Annotated in this window: 20 protein-coding genes; 9 read left to right on the plus strand and 11 right to left on the minus strand. The window is 36.5% G+C overall.

Going from position 1 to position 19,032, the window contains the following annotated elements:
- The first annotated feature begins 96 nt into the window (after nt 1-96).
- Complete coding sequence (locus BLW74_RS00065) at nt 97-1,923, plus strand: alkaline phosphatase (RefSeq protein WP_089689460.1); 1,827 nt, start codon at nt 97-99, stop codon at nt 1,921-1,923.
- Nucleotides 1,924-2,121: 198 nt separating this feature from the next.
- On the opposite strand, the gene BLW74_RS00070 is transcribed toward BLW74_RS00065, so the two are convergent.
- The 5 genes from BLW74_RS00070 to BLW74_RS00090 all read right to left on the minus strand — a co-directional run bounded on the left by BLW74_RS00070 (nt 2,122) and on the right by BLW74_RS00090 (nt 7,221).
- Complete coding sequence (locus BLW74_RS00070; RefSeq protein ID WP_089689461.1) at nt 2,122-3,120, minus strand: phosphatidylinositol-specific phospholipase C; 999 nt, start codon at nt 3,118-3,120, stop codon at nt 2,122-2,124.
- Nucleotides 3,121-3,437: 317 nt separating this feature from the next.
- Nucleotides 3,438-4,118: a hypothetical protein gene (locus BLW74_RS00075; protein WP_089689462.1), complete on the minus strand. Its 681-nt coding sequence runs from the start codon at nt 4,116-4,118 to the stop codon at nt 3,438-3,440.
- A 75-nt stretch (nt 4,119-4,193) separates the two neighbouring features.
- Nucleotides 4,194-5,417 carry a 3-phosphoshikimate 1-carboxyvinyltransferase gene (locus BLW74_RS00080; RefSeq protein WP_089689463.1) on the minus strand — a complete coding sequence of 408 codons (1,224 nt, stop codon included), beginning with the start codon at nt 5,415-5,417 and terminating at the stop codon, nt 4,194-4,196.
- 68 nt (nt 5,418-5,485) lie between these two features.
- A complete protein-coding gene (locus BLW74_RS00085; RefSeq protein WP_047385875.1) occupies nt 5,486-5,812 on the minus strand; it encodes a nucleotide pyrophosphohydrolase in 327 nt (108 codons plus the stop codon).
- Entirely contained in the window at nt 5,812-7,221 is a 1,410-nt protein-coding gene (locus tag BLW74_RS00090) for a hypothetical protein (protein ID WP_089689464.1), read from the minus strand. The genes BLW74_RS00085 and BLW74_RS00090 overlap by 1 nt, the downstream gene beginning before the upstream one ends.
- A gap of 184 nt (nt 7,222-7,405) precedes the next feature.
- Here BLW74_RS00090 and BLW74_RS00095 point away from each other — a divergent pair, with 184 nt between their 5' ends.
- Together BLW74_RS00095 and BLW74_RS00100 are read left to right on the plus strand one after the other, a co-directional pair.
- Nucleotides 7,406-7,657, plus strand: a complete 252-nt coding sequence (locus BLW74_RS00095; protein ID WP_002976190.1) for a type B 50S ribosomal protein L31 — start codon at nt 7,406-7,408, stop codon at nt 7,655-7,657.
- Nucleotides 7,658-7,764: 107 nt separating this feature from the next.
- On the plus strand, nt 7,765-8,925 hold the full coding sequence (locus BLW74_RS00100; protein ID WP_089690587.1) for a putative sugar nucleotidyl transferase: 1,161 nt from the start codon (nt 7,765-7,767) through the stop codon (nt 8,923-8,925).
- Nucleotides 8,926-8,954: 29 nt separating this feature from the next.
- Here BLW74_RS00100 and BLW74_RS00105 read toward each other — a convergent pair whose 3' ends face one another.
- Both BLW74_RS00105 and BLW74_RS00110 read right to left on the minus strand, forming a co-directional pair.
- Nucleotides 8,955-9,782, minus strand: a complete 828-nt coding sequence (locus BLW74_RS00105; protein ID WP_089689465.1) for a hypothetical protein — start codon at nt 9,780-9,782, stop codon at nt 8,955-8,957.
- 252 nt (nt 9,783-10,034) lie between these two features.
- Nucleotides 10,035-10,508, minus strand: a complete 474-nt coding sequence (locus BLW74_RS00110; RefSeq protein WP_139265669.1) for a hypothetical protein — start codon at nt 10,506-10,508, stop codon at nt 10,035-10,037.
- 245 nt (nt 10,509-10,753) lie between these two features.
- Between BLW74_RS00110 and BLW74_RS00115 the strand changes: the two genes are divergently transcribed.
- The 6 genes from BLW74_RS00115 to guaB all read left to right on the plus strand — a co-directional run bounded on the left by BLW74_RS00115 (nt 10,754) and on the right by guaB (nt 16,118).
- Complete coding sequence (locus BLW74_RS00115; protein WP_089689467.1) at nt 10,754-11,263, plus strand: RNA polymerase sigma factor; 510 nt, start codon at nt 10,754-10,756, stop codon at nt 11,261-11,263.
- Entirely contained in the window at nt 11,238-11,924 is a 687-nt protein-coding gene (locus BLW74_RS00120; RefSeq protein ID WP_089689468.1) for a hypothetical protein, read from the plus strand. Before BLW74_RS00115 ends, BLW74_RS00120 begins: the two co-directional genes overlap by 26 nt.
- 16 nt (nt 11,925-11,940) lie before the next feature.
- Nucleotides 11,941-13,227: a DUF4252 domain-containing protein gene (locus tag BLW74_RS00125; protein ID WP_228424716.1), complete on the plus strand. Its 1,287-nt coding sequence runs from the start codon at nt 11,941-11,943 to the stop codon at nt 13,225-13,227.
- 9 nt (nt 13,228-13,236) lie between these two features.
- A complete protein-coding gene (locus BLW74_RS00130; protein ID WP_089689469.1) occupies nt 13,237-13,740 on the plus strand; it encodes a DUF4252 domain-containing protein in 504 nt (167 codons plus the stop codon).
- Nucleotides 13,741-13,764: 24 nt separating this feature from the next.
- Nucleotides 13,765-14,469: a hypothetical protein gene (locus BLW74_RS00135; protein ID WP_089689470.1), complete on the plus strand. Its 705-nt coding sequence runs from the start codon at nt 13,765-13,767 to the stop codon at nt 14,467-14,469.
- Nucleotides 14,470-14,657: 188 nt separating this feature from the next.
- On the plus strand, nt 14,658-16,118 hold the full coding sequence (gene guaB, locus BLW74_RS00140) for an IMP dehydrogenase (RefSeq protein ID WP_089689471.1): 1,461 nt from the start codon (nt 14,658-14,660) through the stop codon (nt 16,116-16,118).
- Between the two features lie 46 nt (nt 16,119-16,164).
- On the opposite strand, the gene BLW74_RS00145 is transcribed toward guaB, so the two are convergent.
- The 4 genes from BLW74_RS00145 to BLW74_RS00160 form a co-directional block, all read right to left on the minus strand.
- Nucleotides 16,165-16,374 carry a KTSC domain-containing protein gene (locus BLW74_RS00145; protein ID WP_317041012.1) on the minus strand — a complete coding sequence of 70 codons (210 nt, stop codon included), beginning with the start codon at nt 16,372-16,374 and terminating at the stop codon, nt 16,165-16,167.
- Between the two features lie 78 nt (nt 16,375-16,452).
- On the minus strand, nt 16,453-17,139 hold the full coding sequence (locus BLW74_RS00150) for a T9SS type A sorting domain-containing protein (RefSeq protein WP_089689473.1): 687 nt from the start codon (nt 17,137-17,139) through the stop codon (nt 16,453-16,455).
- Between the two features lie 5 nt (nt 17,140-17,144).
- On the minus strand, nt 17,145-17,738 hold the full coding sequence (locus BLW74_RS00155) for a phage tail protein (protein WP_089689474.1): 594 nt from the start codon (nt 17,736-17,738) through the stop codon (nt 17,145-17,147).
- A gap of 164 nt (nt 17,739-17,902) precedes the next feature.
- Nucleotides 17,903-18,973, minus strand: coding sequence for a DUF4407 domain-containing protein (locus tag BLW74_RS00160; RefSeq protein ID WP_089689475.1), 1,071 nt, complete (start codon nt 18,971-18,973; stop codon nt 17,903-17,905).
- Nucleotides 18,974-19,032 lie beyond the last annotated feature (59 nt).

A 19,032-nucleotide genomic window follows, 5' to 3' on the forward strand; every position in this document is an offset into this window, starting at 1 on the left:
ATAGATAAACCACTATATCATTGCAGAATTTCTGTGGTGATATAGTTTTTTCTCAGGCTTTCCAGTGGGCCTGTAAAGAACAATAAAGATATACGAATGAAATTATCAAAAATAGTAGCTGTAGCGGCTTTGGCCGTATTTTCAGAAAATCAGGCACAGAATTATTTAAATTACAATCTTGGAAATGCCCATTCGCATAATGACTATATGCAGGAAATTCCTTTCTGGCAGGCTTATTATGCCAACTTCGGTTCCATTGAGGCAGATGTTTTTCTGGTAAAAGGTAAGCTTTGGGTAGCACATACTGAAAAAGAACTTTCGGCAGACAGAACACTGGAGAATCTTTATCTTGATAATATTTCAAAACAGATTAAGCTGAACAATGGAAATATTTATCCTGATGCAGGTAAGAAGCTTCAGTTGCTGATTGATATCAAGCAGGATTATAAAACATCACTTGCTGCTTTAGTCAGTACATTAAAAAATTACCCTGAAATTACAGGTAATTCCGGAATTAAAATTGTCATTACCGGTGGAAAGCCTCAGCCGTCAGAATTTAATAATTATCCGGATTATCTTTTTTTTGATGGTGACCTGGAAAAAAATTATGAAGCAGATCAGCTGAAAAGAATCGGAATGTTCAGTGCAGACCTTCCTGCATTGGTAAAATGGAATGGAAAAGGCATTCCACGGGATGAGGAAACCCTAAAAATTAAAAGTGCAGTGAACAAAGCTCATATGCAGCACAAGCCTGTCCGATTTTATGGAGCTCCGGATTTTCCCAATGCATGGGTGAACCTGATGGATTTGGGAGTGGATTATATCAATACGGATCACATTCCGGATCTTAAGAAATTTATAAATGCTATTCCGAAAAACTTTTATAAGAATACAAAGGAATATGCTACCTATACACCAACCTATCAGTCAGACGGTATTGAGAAAAAGGTGAAAAATGTGATCCTTCTTATTCCGGACGGCACTTCTTTACCACAATACTATGCTGCCTTTACAGCGAATAAAGGAAAACTCAATGTTTTCAACATGAAATCCACAGGGCTTTCCAAAACCAATTCTTCCAACGCTTATATTACAGACTCCGCACCGGGCTCTACGGCATTTGCAACAGGAGTGAAGACCAAAAATACTTTTGTAGGAGTTGATCATATGGGGAAAGCACTGGCACAAATTCCTGATATTATCGCAGAAAAAGGAATGACTTCGGGTCTGATTTCCACGGGAGATGTTACTGATGCTACTCCGGCAGACTTCTATGCCCATTCGGATAACAGAAACAGCTCAGAACCTATTCTCAAAGATTTTGCCGCTTCAAAAACTAAAATATTGATCGGCGGCCCTACCAGCGGATTATCTCAGGAGAATATTCAGAAATTCAAAGAAGCTAAAATAGATCTCTACCAGGATTTAAAATCAGTACCGAAAATAAATAACCGCACTTTGGTTATTGATCCTCTGGCTTCACAAAGGATAACCAGCGGCAGAGGAAACTGGCTTGCCGATGCCTTTGACCTTACTCTGAACGATCTGAAAAACAATAAAAAAGGTTTTTTTATGATGATTGAAGCCTCTCAGACCGATGGAGGAGGTCACAGCAATAATATCGAGCAGTTGGTAACAGAGCTGCTGGATTTTGACCACGTGGTAGGAAAAGCCATGAAATTTGCTGATGAAAATAAAGAAACCCTGGTGATAGTGGTAGGAGACCATGAAACAGGTGGGTTGACTCTATTGGACGGAAGTTTAAAAGAAGGCTGGGTATTTGGAAATTTCAGTACGAATGATCATACCTCCATTCCATCCAGTGTTTTTGCGTACGGACCGAATTCAAAAGAATTCACGGGATTGTTCGAAAATACGGAGATTTTCAATAAAATACTAGCTGCCTACGGGATTCAGAAATAGCTTTTGATTGATACTTTTACTTTTACAAAGATGGACTGTTTCAAATGAAACAGTCTTTTTATTAATTCAAAGTTCCTAACAATTAAGCGTATTACTTAATTCATCTATATAACCTGTGGCAGATAGAAGCGGAATACAATTCAAAAAGGCTGCCTTAGCAAGAAAGACAGCCTTTGAGTATATCTAACAAATAATAAATCAGAAATTTGTTTTAACAATCAATTCAGATAATTCAGCGTTCACAAAGTCAATCGGCATTATTCCAAATGATCCGTGAGTATTGGTTTGGAAGAAGGTTTTAAGTCTTGGATTAATATTATTTGATACCGTAGGAATACTTGGGATCCCGAAAATCCCCGGCTTATAACCGCTCGTGAAATTGACGAAGAGTTTACCATTCGAATCATTTTTGGCTTCATTAAGAAGGCTGGAAATCCCATTCCACTTATCATCATTATTGGTTACCTTATAGTAATCCTGTACTTTTAGCTGTACCCCGTAGTTGTTGATGTCAAAAGTAGTATTATCTGCCCATGGCGAAGCATTTATTCCCTTCGTTGCGCCAGAAGAAAATCTTCTTAATAATTTGATTTTACCTCTTACCGCTCCCAGCGTTGGAATATTTGAGCCAAGATCCCATTTAGAAGGATTTTTCTGTACATAAGAATCAAAAGTCTGTTCAAAGCTTCTGGTTGTGTTGGATGCATCATATTCTTCTTTTACAGACATAATGATTGTTTCAGATGGATGACTGTTAAGAAATGTATAACACGCATTCAGGACATCATCAAAATTCAGATTTTGGTAAATCGCTCCGTGATGAATCGTGAAAGCATTGTCAATATGTCTGCAGCGGATATCCAGAAATCGTACGCCTGCATTCAGCTGTTCTGCAATGCTGAGGTCTTGGGTTTTGGCTGTACCTGATACAACAGGGGCATCTACACGTGCTCCGGAATCATGAGTACCGGGAATTGAGATTTTTGAAAGGGAAATATTGTCCTGAAGACCGGACATCCAGCTATTCATTTCAATAGGTGCTAGCGAAGTTCTGCTGTTTACTTTTGCTAAAGAAGCTCCATTGTTTTCATTAGAATCTCTTTCCAAAAGGCTGTCATTGGAACAGGAAAAAAAGATAGATGTCGTAACCACTCCAAGAGCGATTGTCGTCATACGTCTCATGCGTTTTTTGAACATAGTTTTTTTATTTTTAAAGTAGCTTAAAAATAAGAATATATCAAAGCACTAGGAGTTAATTTAACTTTAAGAGATGATTAAGTTGGTATAAAGTCAGGAAGCTGGAAGAAATAAGACGACGTTTTTTTTAACGCAAAGTTTATTTTTAATTCCAGAGATATGGAGGAAGCAAAGATGAAATCAATGAAATTGATTTTTTCTAAGAGGATGTGTAAATCAAGCTTCATCAACGATATGTGTAGGCTTCTTTGCTCACTTTACTACTGCAGTAGTATTGTTTTTACTATGCGTTTTAAATTAAGAGAAAGATTTCCATCCTAAAACACAAAATCCTCTTTCAAACCGGGAAGCCTGAGCTTGTGATCTCCGATAAAGAAATCATTCATTTTAATAAGAGCCGGGAATTGATGGGTAAATTCTTTGTGTAAATTTTCGGGTACTTTAGTTTCATCATCACAGGATGAATATTCTCTGTCAACAATAATCTTTCCTGTAGAAAAATTGATTTCATTCGTAAAACTGAAATCACAGGTATCTTCAAAATGATCATATAAACCTATCAGATAAAAATCTCCGTTCTGAAACCTGAAGGTATGTTGATATTGCTGGGTATGCCTCGAATTGGTAAAAAAAAGCTGTTCAATAATAAGGCTGTTATTTTTAACATTGATTGTAAGAGCATTCCCTGAAGGATAAAATCCGAATCCGCTGGAAAAAACGATGGCAGAATTTTCTTTCCAAACTTTCAGACCGTTGTTTCCCTTTTTAAGAATATATAAAACCCTTTCATAGTCACTGGTCCCTTCCGGGGTTTGTATTTCTGATGCTTTTATATCCGTATTAAATATAAGGATAATTTCATCTTTTCCATCATTGTCAAGATCACCTTTGGCTTCCGCAATCTGTGTATATCCCTTCGGAACCGAAAAACGTTTCAGATTCTGAGCAGGTAAGCTTAAAACAGATAAAACTAACAAAAAGAAAAAGCAGTATTTCATGGTTATGATGTAAAATTAAAATGTGGCCATCCGAAATAAATAATCAATTTCAAATTACCACATTTTTGGATAACATTAATGAGTCAGTATGCTTTCAAGATCTTTCCAGAATACCGGATAAGATTTTTCCACCACATCTTCATCCTCAATATTCAGTTCTTTTATCAGGCAGAACGGAGCAAAGCTCATCGCCATTCTGTGATCCTGGTAGGTTTTGATCGAAATATCATCTTGTGGCTCTCCAAAACTGATGGATTGAATGGTTAAATCTGTAATCTCAGTTTCGGTACCGAGTTTTTTAAGCTCATTATATAAAGCAAGAAGTCTGTCTGTTTCCTTTACTCTTAACGTTCCCAAACCGGAAATATCAAAAGGAATTTTTAAGGCGGCTGCTGTTACGCAAAGGGTTTGTGCAATATCCGGACAGTTGTTCATATCCAGAACAATTTTTTCCGGGAAAGAAAAGCCGGGCTGAGGTTCCAGGGTTAATTTATGCTCATCTTCAGAAAAAGTAGTTTTAATCCCGAAGAACTTCTCATAGATATCAGCAATTGCGGAATCTCCTTGTGTGGATGCTTGGTAAAAACTTTTCAGATGAATGGTTTCTCTTCCCAATGCGCAGATGGAGTAGAAGTAAGAAGCTGAGCTCCAGTCACTTTCTACTTCATAATGTACAGGTGCATCGTCATTCTGAGGAGCGAATGGTTCTACTTTGATTGTGTTTCCTTCAAAGCTGCTTTGGATTCCCAATCTTGTCAGAATATCAAGGGTCATTTCAATATAGGATCTTGAAGTAACATCACCTACAAGATTAATCACCAATCCGTTTTCAAGTTTTCCTGCAATAAGAAGAAGAGATGTGATAAACTGGCTTGAAATATTGGCAGGAACATTCACAGAAGTCTGAGTAATCTTTCTTCCTGTAATTTTCAAAGGAGGAAATCCCTCATTCTCCATATATTCAATATCTGCACCGAGATCTCTCAAAGCAGTTACCAGATTTTTGATAGGTCTTTCTTTCATTCTTCCGGAACCCGTAAGAACAGTTGTTTTTCCTTCCTGAATAGAATAAAAAGAGGTCAGAAAACGCATAGCGGTTCCTGCATGATGAATATCTACCACCTCAGTACTTTCAGATAAAGCTTTTTTCAGCAGCTGAGTATCCTGAGAATTGGATAGATTTCCGATTTTTATATTGCTAAACAGGCTTTCCAGAATCAATAAACGATTCGAAATACTTTTCGAACCGCTGATCTGTACTGTTTTATCTCCTAATAATTTTGATTTTTCTAGCTTCATTATGATCTACATTATCTTAAAAATGATGAGCTCATATTCAGTTGCAATTCATAGCTCATCATTTATTATTATTTTAATTTTTCGTTATTCTGATGCCGGTCTTTATCACGGTCAGTTTTGATTTTCATTTTTCTGTCGAATGCATCCTGCAGATTAACGCCTGTCTGATTGGCCAGACATAAGGTGACAAAAAGGACATCAGCAAGCTCTTCACCAAGGTCCTTGGTCTTATCGCTTTCCTTTTCGCTTTGCTCGCCATATCTTCTGGCAATAATTCTTGCCACTTCACCCACTTCTTCTGTCAGCATCGCCATATTGGTAAGTTCATTAAAGTATCTTACCCCAATGGTCTTAATCCATTCATCTACCTGCTGTTGTAACTGCGTAATCTCCATTATTGATAAGCTCCTAAAGTTGGATTAGTCGTTCTGGATACTCCTACAATATCAGAAGGAACCGTTGCGGCTACCGCTGTGCTTCCTTTTCCGAGGGCTGGTGAGCCAGGTTTTACCCTTAAATTCATTTTAGCCATAAAATAATTGACAAACTGAGGATCTGTATTCTTCGCAGTTTGTACCACGCGTGGGTTGTTGTCAAAAGTAAATCCTGCACCTGTTGCGCTTGTATATTTGATTAATGAATTTTGAAGTAAGAATTCAAATTGCTGTCCGGGAGTCTGTTCAAAATGAACAGCATCATCCCTGTCGGAATATACAATACTGTTTTTTATGTCCAGAAGTTGTAAAGCTCCCTGTTGTGTCTGTCCGGCATCATTCTTCCATTCATTGGCTGCGAAAATTCCTGTTCGGTCAAAAGAGCTCATTGTCTTGGAATAATTAGCAATAGTAGCATGTGTATAACTGTGTTTTCCACCAAGGAAAATTCCGATACATGACGAACCGCAATTATTCATGACAAGGTTATTGGCATTCACGGTAGATCCTACCGCATAAATTCCGTATTCAAAGAAAGTATGGATGAAAGAATTGGTGATGGTAGCATTGGTTTGTCTCATATCAAGACCTCTTGTTCCTCCAAATAACCGGGCATGATTCATTTTCAGTGTAGAATTGGCCTCCATTCTGATGGAATTCCAGTTTTTAGGAATCGTGTCATAATAAGGATCATTTCTGTCACCACGGAGAATTACCTGATCAGTCTGGGTTCCATTAATATTTAAAACCGCTCCCGAAGAAACTTTCATACCGCTGTTTTTGTGAAAGTAAACCTTAGTTCCTGCATTGATATCAAGTGTTACACTTGGATTGATGGTAAGATTTCCGTAGATGATTTTCGCTTTATTGTTGTTCCATGTAGTGGAACTGCTAATAATATTGGGGTTACCGGGGGTCTGTATAAAGAATTCAGCGTCCTGAACGACAGAAAACAACGTCACATGCTGTTGCCCGCCGGGACTTGTAAAAAGCACTTTGTCTTCAGCAATTGCCTCAGGTCCGGTAGCTTCCGGGGCAATTTCAACAAATATATATAGACTGTCTTTCTTTCTTAATGGAACATTCTGAAAATCATAACCCGGTTTTCCATCCACATTGATTCTATATAATGATGCAGAGCCCTTTTCAAGATTTACCCTTGGAATCAGGATATCTTTATCCTCATTATTATATACCTTTACAACATAGGTTTCTGAACGCACCTGATGATAAACCGTATCACAGAAAACCGTATCTTTAGAGAACCTGAGTTGCTGCGTAGGACTATCAAATGTTATGTCATCCTTATTACATGATACAGCTGCAAGTAACATCCAGAAGAAAAAAGCCAGTAATAATTTGAATTTCATTGAAATTAAAGTTTAAGTAAGTTCCAAATTTAACGAAAATACTTTGAATTTCTTATCTATAAAAAAATATTGAATTCAGTATTTGGAAATTTAAAAAAATGTTGTATTTTTGCAACCTAAAATTTAGCAGAGAAATATCCATTACTATTTCGAAAGCAAACTTAATTTTTTTAAAAATAGTATTATGAAAAACGGAATCCACCCAGAAAATTATAGACTTGTTGTTTTCAAAGATATGAGTAACGACGAGGTGTTTCTTTGCAAGTCTACTGCAGAAACAAAAGACACTATCGAGTATGAAGGACAAGAGTATCCTCTGATCAAAATGGAAATCTCTTCAACTTCTCACCCTTTCTACACTGGTAAAGTGAAACTAGTTGACACTGCAGGTAGAGTTGATAAGTTCATGAACAAATACAAAAAATTCGCTAAGTAATTTTTGTATCCTTAAAAATATAGAAGTCTTCCAATTTTTTGGAAGACTTTTTTTATTGTAAATTTGTTAACCTTGAATTTTAAACTTTAAATCAAAAAAACTGAATGATGCAATTAGTATTTTCAGATGCACAATATTGGGAAGACTTTCTTCCGCTTACCTTTACCCGTCCCGTTGCTGCTATGCGATGCGGAATTCTTACATTCTCCGAAAGATGGCAGAAAATTCTGGATAATACTGAAATTTCATATTTTACAGAAATGTATCTGCAGGATAAATTTAGAAGTCCTGAAGAAAAAGAAAGCCTATTTTTAGTTCCTAATTTTCTTCCTACAGAGACCGTAATTCAACAGATTAAAGATCTTAAGCAGGGTGAAGCGCTGGTTTATGAAGGTGAATTGATTGCGGCTAAAATCAATATGAAAGGTTTTTCTCTGAACCAGATTGAGAAAATGACAGACATTAAGGAAGATCTTGTTTTCTTTAAAAGACCTAAAGATCTGTTTACCTATAATCATCATGCAATTGATTTTGATTTTGATCTTCTTACCAAAGGAAGAACTTCACAGGAATTGTCTTCAACCAATGGTTTCTTAGGTGATAAAAAAGATCTGTTTATTGAAGAAGGAGCTTATGTTGAATTCTCCACAATCAATACAAAACCGGGAAAAATTTACATCGGGAAAAATACTGAGGTTATGGAAGGCTGCCACCTTCGCGGTCCCATTGCTCTTTGTGATGAGTCCAAATTTAATCTTGGGGCTAAAATTTATGGAGCTACCACTATTGGTCCTCACTGCAAAGTAGGTGGAGAAGTGAATAATATTATTATATTCGGCTACTCCAGTAAAGGACACGAAGGTTTTGTAGGAAACTCTGTCATTGGGGAGTGGTGTAATTTCGGAGCGGATACCAATTCTTCAAACATGAAAAATAATTATGGTAACGTAAAATTCTGGAGCTACAGAACAAAAGCATTTGAAGACACAGGCTTACAGTTTGCCGGAATGATTGTGGGGGATCATTCCAAAACAGCCATCAATACCCAATTGAATACCGGAACGGTAATTGGGGTAGCCTCCAATATATTCAAGCCAGGCTTTCCGCCTAATCTTGTGGAAAACTTCTCGTGGGGAGGACTGAAAGATGATGAGAGATTCAAACTCGATAAAGTATATGAAGTGGCAGAAAGAGCCATGGCGAGAAGAAAAGTGGCTTTAACAGAAGAAGATAAAGCGATTCTGAAACATATTTTTGATACGTATTAATAGAGAAACCTCAGAGAAATTCTGAGGTTTTATTTTGAATATAATAAATATAAAGTATCTATAAAGTTATCTTGCGAAATGATATCAGCTTCTTCTCCTTCAAAAGAAAAATAATAATATTGAGGATTTTCTTTTTTTATTCTTTCAAATTTTTCTTTGCTAATATTTTTTCCATCGAAATAGTAATAATCAGGAGGCGGATTTTTAACAATTACTATACCTCCAATATATGAAAGTTGAGAATCAATCTGAAATTCTTTCTCATTTATTTGTTCATTTTTGGAAAAGATAATTGAAGTGTTTTCGTAAATATCTCCATTTATTGTATTAGGTACTTCTCTGTTGGGGTTTTTATAGGTTTCATTATTTAATTTGTCAAAATTAAAGTACAGAACATTTTTTCTTTTAATCAGCTTATTGGGTATTTCTAAAATGAAATTTCCATTTTCATCTGTTATTGTTTTTATATATCTTGATTTACAAATGAAAAAAACTTCAGCATTGGATATTTCCTTGTTAGTTTTTTTAAAGATCAATTTTCCTGAAACTTTTGTGATGACTGTTGCTTTTTGCTCAGTAGCAATTTCAGAATTATTTTGAATCTGAGCCTGAACAAAAGTAAGATTGGTAATTAAAATAATTCCTGTAGCAGCTAAAGCTAATGATCGTTTTGAAATTCTTCCGCATATTTCTTTGCTATTAGCCGTTTGAAGAATCTCATTAATTTGTGTATCTGTTTTTTCTGTAAAATCTACGACACATTTAGAACATTTCTCACAGAATTTCCCTGAAGGAAAATCTTGCATATTTTCCCAGTTTTCTGGGCAGGGGTTATGTATTGTAATTTGTTTTTTCATAATCTGTGTTGGCAAATAAAACCTTCAATGTTGGAGGTTTTATCTTATTGTTTTGTTAGTATTATATCTTTTGCATCTGGAATTACTTTTTTATAGCCTGTAGGACAACTCGTTATAATATCCATATCCTGCATAAAGACCAATTTCATTTGATTTAAATTATTTGGATCAGGAAATGATAGATAAATATATCCTCCATCATTACAATCTGCATTAGCTGTATAGGACAGCTTAGTAATAATTTTGAAACTCTCAAATCATTCTCTGGGTAGAAGCAGAAGTATCATGTACCAGATAGAAATCTACCCAGCTCCTGTCTTCTTTAAGCTTTCCGTACCATAAAGAAGTTACCTTTCCATCTTTCAATATCGGATAGAAGATGTATTTTTTATCTTCACCGAAAGTTTGTGAAGCTACATTGTAATCTATTTCACCAAAATCATCAGCTAGCTTATCATAAAAATCAGGATGTTTCACTAAAAATTGGTAAATAATTTCACTGAAAGGTTGGGCATAGCTGAGCGGAAGAGAAGTTCCGTTTTTAGAAGAATGGGTTTTCTTGTTCAGGACATCCTGGTAACGAAGATTCTCAAATCTTTTGAAAGCTTCTATTTTCTCATTTTCTAAACTTTGCTCAGAATTGGCCATTTCATCTGTCCTACAGGAGTAGAAAAGAAAAATGAGTCCCAATACTGAAGCAAGCAGCGTTAAGGTTTTTTTCATCATAGACATTTGTTTTTAGGAATATATAGAACTTTTATACTCTACAAATGTGTGAATAATATTTTGAAATATTACCATAAGAAATTACGGATACCCGTAATGGTTAGTGTCTTTCTAGTAAAGAAAGAGATATAATTTCAGAAATAGTTTCCGGATAAAAATAAAAATTTAAAAATCTTCAAAGTTTTTTTATTTTTGATGTAATAGATAGGTAACGGCAATTGTCTTACCTATAAGAAACAAAACTCATGACCCAAGAAACTTTCAAGAATACGGTGTTTATTCTCAAAGACGAGATGTATCGTTTTGCGAAGCGATTTGTCATGAGCAGTGATGAAGCAGAAGATGTAGTACAGGATCTCATGATGAAGTTCTGGCAGAAGAGGGATGAGCTGGAGCAGTTCGGGAATTTTAAATCCTATGCGCTGAAGTCTGTCCGGAATGAGTGCCTGAACCGCCTGAAGCATCACGATGTAAAAATCGGTTTTGCAGATATGCAGCTTCATCGCTCGGAGCTTTACAGTATGGAAGTTGATAACCTTAAGGAACATATTGTAGGATTTATCAGTCAGCTCCCCGAGAAACAGAAGATGGTCATCCACTTGAAAGATGTAGAAGAATACGAAGTTTCCGAAATTTCTGAAATGCTGGAAATGGAAGAAAATGCAGTAAGGGTAAACCTGATGCGTGCGAGACAAAAAGTAAAAGAACAAATCTCACAACTGATGAGCTATGAAAAAAGATCAATTACAAGATAAATACAACGAAGTCTTCCGGGATATCAGGGAAGAAAAAATGGACTGGAGCTTTGAAGATTTTCTTCAGACTGCAGAAGGTGCGGAGCCTGAAAAAAATGCTTCACCTATTATTCCGTTGGAAGACAAGAAAAAAAACTCCTTTCCTAAATGGTTCTGGATGGCCGCCAGTATCATGGTGGTTTTCGGTATCGGTTTATTTATCAACCATAATAATTCCGGTACAGGGGTACAGGACAGAGAAAAGCTGGTAAAAGACGAAATCTTAAAACAAAAGTCCGGGTTCATTGAAGAAAACAGTGATCATCAGGAACAGGTAGCCGTGAATCATACCGATTCTATATCCGGAGTGAAAAAAGATTCTGTTTTTCAGGACAACCAGGTGGCAGAAAAAGATGTAATGGATGAAATTCTGCCAAAAAGAGGAAGACTTAAGAAAGAAAGAAAACCAAGATATGTTGATAATTCTTCCTACCCAAGTAAAAATTTAAATGATTCTGCAACAGCGTACAATGAATCTTATGTAATTGTAAACGGAAAAAGAATCAGCAGTGAAAAAGAAGCCTTAGATGTTACCAGATACTCCTTTATGAAACTAGGAAATGAGTTTAAAAAGACAGTAGCATCTTCTCAAAAAAATGAAAATCTTGACAGCGAATATTAAAAATCAGAACAGTCCCATGAAAAAAATAATTTTTATAATAGCCATAATGCTAAGCAGCTTTGCAACTTCTTCTGCACAGACTGAGAAATTAGACAAGCTTTTTCAGGATTTTGAAAAAAATGGAAGAGTAACCTCTATCAATATCAAAAAACCGATGTTCAAACTATTGAATACCATTGATGTTGATGATGCCTATATCGGAAAGATAAAACCTATTCTGAATGAGGTAGAGGGGCTTAAAATTCTTATTATTCCAAAAATTACATTCCCGGATCGTTTAAAAGACGAAAATCTTGCGAATATAAAAATGAATGAAGAAAAAACGGAGAGAATAAACAAAGCTTTAAATTCTCTTAATTTCAATGAGCTGATGTCCATGAGCAGTGACGGAACTTCTATGAAATTTCTGGCTGAAGAAGAAAAAGACAACTACCTGGAGAATCTGGTTTTTAATGTAGATTCCAAAGAAGAGAACATTATTTTTATCCTTAACGGAAAAATGAAATTGTCGGATGTTAACAAGATCATTAATTCCGGGGAAACAAGTACTTCTACTGTAACAAGCACAATGAGAAGCAGCCTGACTTCAGATAACACTTCTTCTTACCTGAACGGTGACAACAGAAATGTAGGCGAATTCTCAAAAATAGATGCCAGTGTAGGAGTAAATGTAACTTTTAAACAGGAGAATACAAGGAGTGTGAAAGTAATTGCAGATGCCGATAAGCTTCAATATATCATCACAAAAGTGGAAAACGGAGTTTTAAAAATATACGTAGACAACAGAGGAGTCCGAAACTTAAGATTTAAAAATCTGACCGTAAATGTTTCAGCTCCCAATATCAACGCTATAAAAACGTCTTCAGGAAGTATTTTTACTGCAGTGAATCCCGTAAAAGAAAGCAGTCTGTCCATTGAAGCAGAGTCCGGATCCATTATTAAAGGAACATTCAATTTGAATCAGGCAACATCACTGGCGGTGAATTCCGGCTCTGTACTGGATGTAGATCTTAAAACACCAAAGCTGGCACTGGATATTTCCAGCGGAGCAAGTGTTAACTTATCCGGAGAGACAGGTTCTGCAGTGATTGATATCAGCAGCGGAGCATCCTGTAAAGCAGATGATCTGAAAATTGCAACGGCAGTAGTAGAATCTACTTCAGGAGCAAGCCTTTCAATTTTGGTTACGGATAAATTGAAAGTAAGCGTATCTTCAGGAGCAGATGTGAAGTTGAGAGGAACCCCTGAACTGGATGCCAAAGTAGATAAAATTTCGGGAGGAAGCCTCAGACAAATCAAATAAAAACTAACTATGAAAACTCTTACAAACATTTTTCTCACGCTTCTGATGGTAGGATTTATGCAGTCGTGTATTGTTTCAGAAAAACCCAATATAGATTTTTTCCAGAACTCACAATATGATTTCAAAGGAGCGCAGTTTGCAAGTATTAATGTACCGATGGTGCTGGCTAAATCCTATATTAAGAAAGCTCTTAGAGAAGAGGGAGAAAGCGAAGAGACCATAAATCTTGTGAAAAAAGCTTCTAAAATAAAAGTACTTACCGTAACAAACGGAAGCAGTAAGATGCTCAGTGATTATGAACAGTTTCTGAATAATAACCATTATGAAGAATGGGCTACCATAAAACATGACGGAGATAATATCAATATTCGTGTAAAGCAGGATGGGGAAATTATTAAAAATATGCTGATCACCGTAGGTTCCAATAAAAATGAAATGGTATTTGTAGATGTGAAAGGAAATTTTACCGCTAATGATATTTCAAAAATGATTAATACTGTGTCTGATAAATAATCATATAACCCAAACATTCAAAGCATGGAAAAATTAATAAGAGAAGTCCGCATCCTTAAAATCTATGCCGTTGTACTTACCCTTCTGTGTGCGATGTTTTTCTTTCTCGCATTCAAAAATCAGTCTTCTAATGAACGTTTTAAAGAAATAGATGTTGAGCGCATTAATATTGTTGAGAAAGACGGAACATTAAAGATGGTCATCAGTAACAAAGAACGCCAGCATCCTGGCTTGGTGAATCATAAAGAGTTGAAACCAAGGGAGCGGGAAGCAGGACTTATTTTCTTCAATTCCATGGGTGACGAATGCGGAGGTCTTGTATATGATGGTAATGAAAAAGAATCCGGAATGGTATATTCTGTAGATCAGAGAAATACAGATCAGATCATGCAGCTTCAGTATTTTGAAGGATCCGGAAAAGATAAAAACAGAGTGTATGGGTTAAAACTTTGGGACCGCCCAGATGATTTTCCGCTGGAAGATATTATTAAGTTTGAAGACTCTCTGAAAAAATTAAATGATCCTGCGGCAAGTAAAAAAGCCTATGCAAAACTTAGAGAACAAGGAAAGCTTACCAATGAACGTTTCTTTGCCGGTAAAACTGCCGCTGGTGATGTGGGGATCTTTATCCGCGATACCAAAGGGAACGTGAGATTGAAATTATACGTTGACAAAAATAACCAGACTCATATTGACAACCTGGATGAAAACGGAAACCTTGTTAGATAACCATTAAAGTTCATTATATAACCTATATCTAAAGTAGTTTCATACTTATTCAATTATTTTGTACCGTAACCGTTCTTACATAAGGACGGTTTTTTGATTTAAGTTATTGATTATTAAATTTTATTTAAACTATTAAAAAGGATTTTCATATCTCACTAAAATAACCTAATTTTGCAAAGAAAGTAAAGATGTCTATTCATAACAAAATTGTAGAGACAGCCATCACTTTCGATGACGTTCTTCTAGTCCCTTCTTATTCAGAAGTTTTACCTAACCAGGTTTCATTAAAATCAAGACTTACCGACAAAATTACGCTGAATGTTCCGATAGTTTCCGCTGCGATGGACACCGTTACAGAAGCTGATCTGGCAATTGCTTTAGCAAGAGTTGGAGGGTTAGGCTTTATCCACAAAAACATGACGATCGCTGAGCAGGCAGCTCAGGTGAACCGTGTTAAACGTTCAGAAAACGGAATGATCTCAGATCCGGTTACCTTATCTAAAGATCATACTTTAGGAGAAGCTAAAGACCTTATGTCAAGATATAAGATTTCAGGTCTTCCCGTAGTAGATCCTAATAATGTTCTGATCGGAATTATTACCAACAGAGATGTGAAATATCAGGAAAATCTTGATATGAAAGTAGAAGAGATCATGACCAAGGAAAATTTGATCACTTCAGACAAAAATACCAATCTTGAAAAGGCCAAAGAAATTCTTCTTAAAAACAGAGTTGAAAAACTTCCTATCGTAGATCAAGATAATAAGCTTGTAGGTTTAATTACCATCAAGGATATTGATAATCAGTTAGAGTATCCCAATGCTAATAAAGATGAGAACGGCCGCCTTATTGTAGGTGCCGGAGTAGGAGTGGGAGAAGATACATTAACGAGAATTGAGGCTTTGGTGCAGGCCGGAGTTGATATTGTAGCAATTGATTCTGCGCATGGTCACTCTAAAGGCGTTTTGGATAAAATTTCAGAAATCAGAAAAGCATATCCGGATCTTGATATAGTGGGAGGGAATATTGTAACTGCTGACGCAGCGAAAGACCTTATTGCAGCAGGAGCCAATGTATTGAAAGTAGGAGTGGGACCCGGGTCTATCTGTACGACCAGAGTAGTAGCCGGAGTAGGAGTTCCTCAGCTTTCTGCTATCTATAATGTATACGAATATGCTAAATCTCAAAATGTAGCCGTAATTGGTGATGGAGGAATCAAACTTTCAGGGGATATCGTAAAAGCTATTGCAAGCGGAGCTGGAGCAGTAATGTTAGGTTCACTTTTAGCAGGAACAGATGAAGCTCCGGGAGAAGAGATTATCTTCCAGGGAAGAAAATTCAAATCTTACCAGGGAATGGGAAGCCTTTCAGCCATGAAGAGAGGAGGTAAAGAAAGATACTTCCAGAGTGAAGCTAAAAAATTCGTTCCGGAAGGAATTGAAGGAAGAGTGCCGCACAAAGGAAAACTGGAGGATGTTATTTTCCAGTTGACAGGAGGTCTTAGAGCTGGTATGGGATACTGCGGAGCAAAAGATATTGAAGCTCTTCAGAGAGATTCCAAATTGGTTATGATTACCGGAAGCGGACTGAAAGAATCTCACCCGCATGATGTAATTATCACACAGGAAGCTCCGAATTATTCTTTATAATATTAAAAATATCAATACAGAAATCCCCGTTCCAACGGGGATTTTTTTATTCAATCTTAGTATATTTAAATCTGGGTTTGATAACCTTATTAAGAAATTGCCCTTTAGATTTTGCCTTTCCAAATTTCTCAATAATATCAGGTGGAACTTTAAAATAATCATAAACCGCTCCTGACTGATATATAATTCTTAATATTTCAGTCTCAGGAAAATAGATGAAATTTTTAACGACACTTGATGGCATGCAACTGTTCATACAAAAAATGTTCCCAGTCCAAAAAATAAAGCTCCCAGAATTTCTGAAAGCTTTAGATCAATTCTTTTAAAAAAGAATTTATTTTTTCACGAATTTAAACTGATGGGTCTGAAAATTTTTGGTACTGATTTTCAAAACATATCCACCAGAAACAAATTGGGAAACATCAATCTTGGAATCAAACGCTTCAGATTTCACCAAACGTCCGTCAATATTATAAATTTGAATGGAAAGCCCGTTATCAATACCGGAAATACGGATAAAATCTGTCACCGGATTAGGGAAGATCTGAATTTTATTTTTCGAAAACTCTGAAGTGCCTAATGTTATCGTCTGTACATCACCGGTCATCGTAGAATTGGCTGCGGTAAGATTTCCGCCGCATTGGCCATTGGTAACCGTTGTATTCTCTGCCCAGGTTCCTACCATATTGCCGGGAGGCATTGGGATTGAGTTATTTCCTGTCGAATTATAATAAATTAAAAATGGAGTTGTGAAAGTTCCATTTCCTTCATCAGCAAGAAATTCCCATCTGGTAAGCGCATTGTTCCATTGGATTTTAAACTCGCATGTTCCTAATCCGCTGCAGTCCTGTGCACCGTCAATAGGAGTGGTCATATAAATGTTTTTATTAAAGGAATCCACACCCGTTTTGTTAAAAGTAAATGTAGTCGCATCAAACAGATTAGGGCATCCCTTAAAAGTTATCGTCTGCGCAAAAGCTGAGCTTCCAAGAGCCAGACATACTAAGTAAAGAATTTTCATAGCGATTAGTTTTGCGTTGGAAAGACTCCTACTAATGAAATAATACATTTCAAGGTTATAAACGGAGGTCTGTTTTCATGCGGCTGGCTTCCGCCGGTGTTATTGATCATTGTACTCTTCATGGTAGTGTTGGCTGCCGCATCAGAATACTCTTTGTCAAGAACTTTTGTATCTGCCGGAAGGCTGTTGGTAGGAGAATTTTGATTTCCCTCAGCGGTTACAGCATTTACTGTATGGTTGTGAGCCGGCATTTGTGTTACTAATAACGTGACACTTTCAGTTCCTCCAATTTGTCCCATCGTATAATTGGTAGGACCTCCCGGAGCCTGCCCGTTATGCACAAGCATTCTTCCTCTCATATCCGGCAGCGCAAAAGTTGTGATCCCGTTTCCGCCGTAAGTTGTTCCTAAAAGAGCAAATAATGCCTGATTTTGTGCGATGGGTAAAAGCTGTCCGTCACATGATGCCCAGTTTTTAGGAACAAAATTATAGGGTACAAAAGCAATTTGTCCTAAATAAGGGTCCGATGCCTGAGCTTGTAAGGAAGGAGCGAATGCACCGCAGATCAGCAGTGTACATGCCATAAATAAGTTTTTCATGATAACAAGGTTTTAATTGATATAAAATTAGAAAATATTTAACATAAATACTATATAAATAAAAAAAACCTTTCATAATAAAATGAAAGGTTAGATATTATTAATTAAGATTTGATTTTTTATAGTTTTTTTCTCTAATGTCTAAAAGTCCGAAAAGCGTAATTTTAATTTTTCAAATTATCCTTAAAATCTTCGATCCGGAAATCAGTAAGGGCATTTCCTTTTTCAATCTTTTCTTTGGAATACAGCCTGAAGTCATTTTCTGTTTTTTCCAGAAGATAGTCGTAGGGCCCAATATGGGAAATCAATTTTACCAGTACCGGAGAAATTTCCAGACAGATAAATAATCCCATGATGAATGAAGCGGCAAGTCCTATGATAGCAGAGTTTTTTCCCAGCTCATCCAGTGCCTGAAGTCTTGCTGCAAAACCATTGAACTTGTCTTCAAAGGTTTCTGTCGATTTCCTTTCAGTTTCAAGATTGGTATATACCTTAGAAATTTCCTTATCCAGATATTCCAGTCTTGGAGCGGCCTGCTTCTGATAATTTTCGAGATCCTGTCTGCGCTGCTCCTTTAATTCCTGCTTACGTTTAGCATTGGGACCGTAACCTTCTTTTCCGCTGGTTAATCCTGACTGTTTTCCCAGAATTTCCTTTTCAAGTTCTACCGAGGCAGAGTCATAGGCTTTCTGATACTGAGCAATTTTTCCTGAGATCTGCTGTTTTTCAGTTTCAAAAGGTCCGCTCTGCTGAAGGATCCTTCCATTCATTTCCCCCTGAAGCTGTTTCTTATTTCTTTGAATAATCGTATTAAGCTGTTTATTCACCTCTTTCTCGAAAATTTTAAGTTCTAACGGTTTTGAGATAATAATTCCTAAAAATGTAGCAAGGATAAGACGGGGGACCGCCATGAGAACCTGGTTCCACCAGGTACCTGTTTTCTTGATAGAAGAAACAATATACCGGTCAAGATTAAAGATCATCAGTCCCCATAAAATTCCAAACCCTACTGCAGCCCAGATATGATCAAAAACTGTATACATGGCATAGCCCGCAGATAAAGTAGCAAAAACCGCTGTGAAAAGTACAATGCCTCCAATTCCTGAAAATTTATTCCATTCACTAGGAGTTTTTCTTAGAATATGGATGTTCCCTCCGGAGCATACCATGAGAAACTTCTGAAACCAGTTTATGGTATGAGTTTCTTGATTTATAGTTTGTTGGTTTGTTTTCATTACCGAAAATTTATACAAAGATAGTACTAAAAATCATACCAATGTAAAAGATAGTATTA

Origin of the sequence: Chryseobacterium culicis (assembly GCF_900108365.1) — a bacterium.
Taxonomy (GTDB): Bacteria; Bacteroidota; Bacteroidia; order Flavobacteriales; family Weeksellaceae; genus Chryseobacterium; species Chryseobacterium culicis.

Coding starts and splice junctions, on each gene's coding strand:
- BLW74_RS00065 (WP_089689460.1), top strand. CDS start 97: ATGAAATTATCAAAAATAGTAGCTGTAGCGGCTTTGGCCGTATTTTCA.
- BLW74_RS00070 (WP_089689461.1), bottom strand. CDS start 3,120: ATGTTCAAAAAACGCATGAGACGTATGACGACAATCGCTCTTGGAGTG.
- BLW74_RS00075 (WP_089689462.1), bottom strand. CDS start 4,118: ATGAAATACTGCTTTTTCTTTTTGTTAGTTTTATCTGTTTTAAGCTTA.
- BLW74_RS00080 (WP_089689463.1), bottom strand. CDS start 5,417: ATGAAGCTAGAAAAATCAAAATTATTAGGAGATAAAACAGTACAGATC.
- BLW74_RS00085 (WP_047385875.1), bottom strand. CDS start 5,812: ATGGAGATTACGCAGTTACAACAGCAGGTAGATGAATGGATTAAGACC.
- BLW74_RS00090 (WP_089689464.1), bottom strand. CDS start 7,221: ATGAAATTCAAATTATTACTGGCTTTTTTCTTCTGGATGTTACTTGCA.
- BLW74_RS00095 (WP_002976190.1), top strand. CDS start 7,406: ATGAAAAACGGAATCCACCCAGAAAATTATAGACTTGTTGTTTTCAAA.
- BLW74_RS00100 (WP_089690587.1), top strand. CDS start 7,765: ATGCAATTAGTATTTTCAGATGCACAATATTGGGAAGACTTTCTTCCG.
- BLW74_RS00105 (WP_089689465.1), bottom strand. CDS start 9,782: ATGAAAAAACAAATTACAATACATAACCCCTGCCCAGAAAACTGGGAA.
- BLW74_RS00110 (WP_139265669.1), bottom strand. CDS start 10,508: ATGATGAAAAAAACCTTAACGCTGCTTGCTTCAGTATTGGGACTCATT.
- BLW74_RS00115 (WP_089689467.1), top strand. CDS start 10,754: ATGACCCAAGAAACTTTCAAGAATACGGTGTTTATTCTCAAAGACGAG.
- BLW74_RS00120 (WP_089689468.1), top strand. CDS start 11,238: ATGAAAAAAGATCAATTACAAGATAAATACAACGAAGTCTTCCGGGAT.
- BLW74_RS00125 (WP_228424716.1), top strand. CDS start 11,941: ATGAAAAAAATAATTTTTATAATAGCCATAATGCTAAGCAGCTTTGCA.
- BLW74_RS00130 (WP_089689469.1), top strand. CDS start 13,237: ATGAAAACTCTTACAAACATTTTTCTCACGCTTCTGATGGTAGGATTT.
- BLW74_RS00135 (WP_089689470.1), top strand. CDS start 13,765: ATGGAAAAATTAATAAGAGAAGTCCGCATCCTTAAAATCTATGCCGTT.
- guaB (WP_089689471.1), top strand. CDS start 14,658: ATGTCTATTCATAACAAAATTGTAGAGACAGCCATCACTTTCGATGAC.
- BLW74_RS00145 (WP_317041012.1), bottom strand. CDS start 16,374: ATGAACAGTTGCATGCCATCAAGTGTCGTTAAAAATTTCATCTATTTT.
- BLW74_RS00150 (WP_089689473.1), bottom strand. CDS start 17,139: ATGAAAATTCTTTACTTAGTATGTCTGGCTCTTGGAAGCTCAGCTTTT.
- BLW74_RS00155 (WP_089689474.1), bottom strand. CDS start 17,738: ATGAAAAACTTATTTATGGCATGTACACTGCTGATCTGCGGTGCATTC.
- BLW74_RS00160 (WP_089689475.1), bottom strand. CDS start 18,973: ATGAAAACAAACCAACAAACTATAAATCAAGAAACTCATACCATAAAC.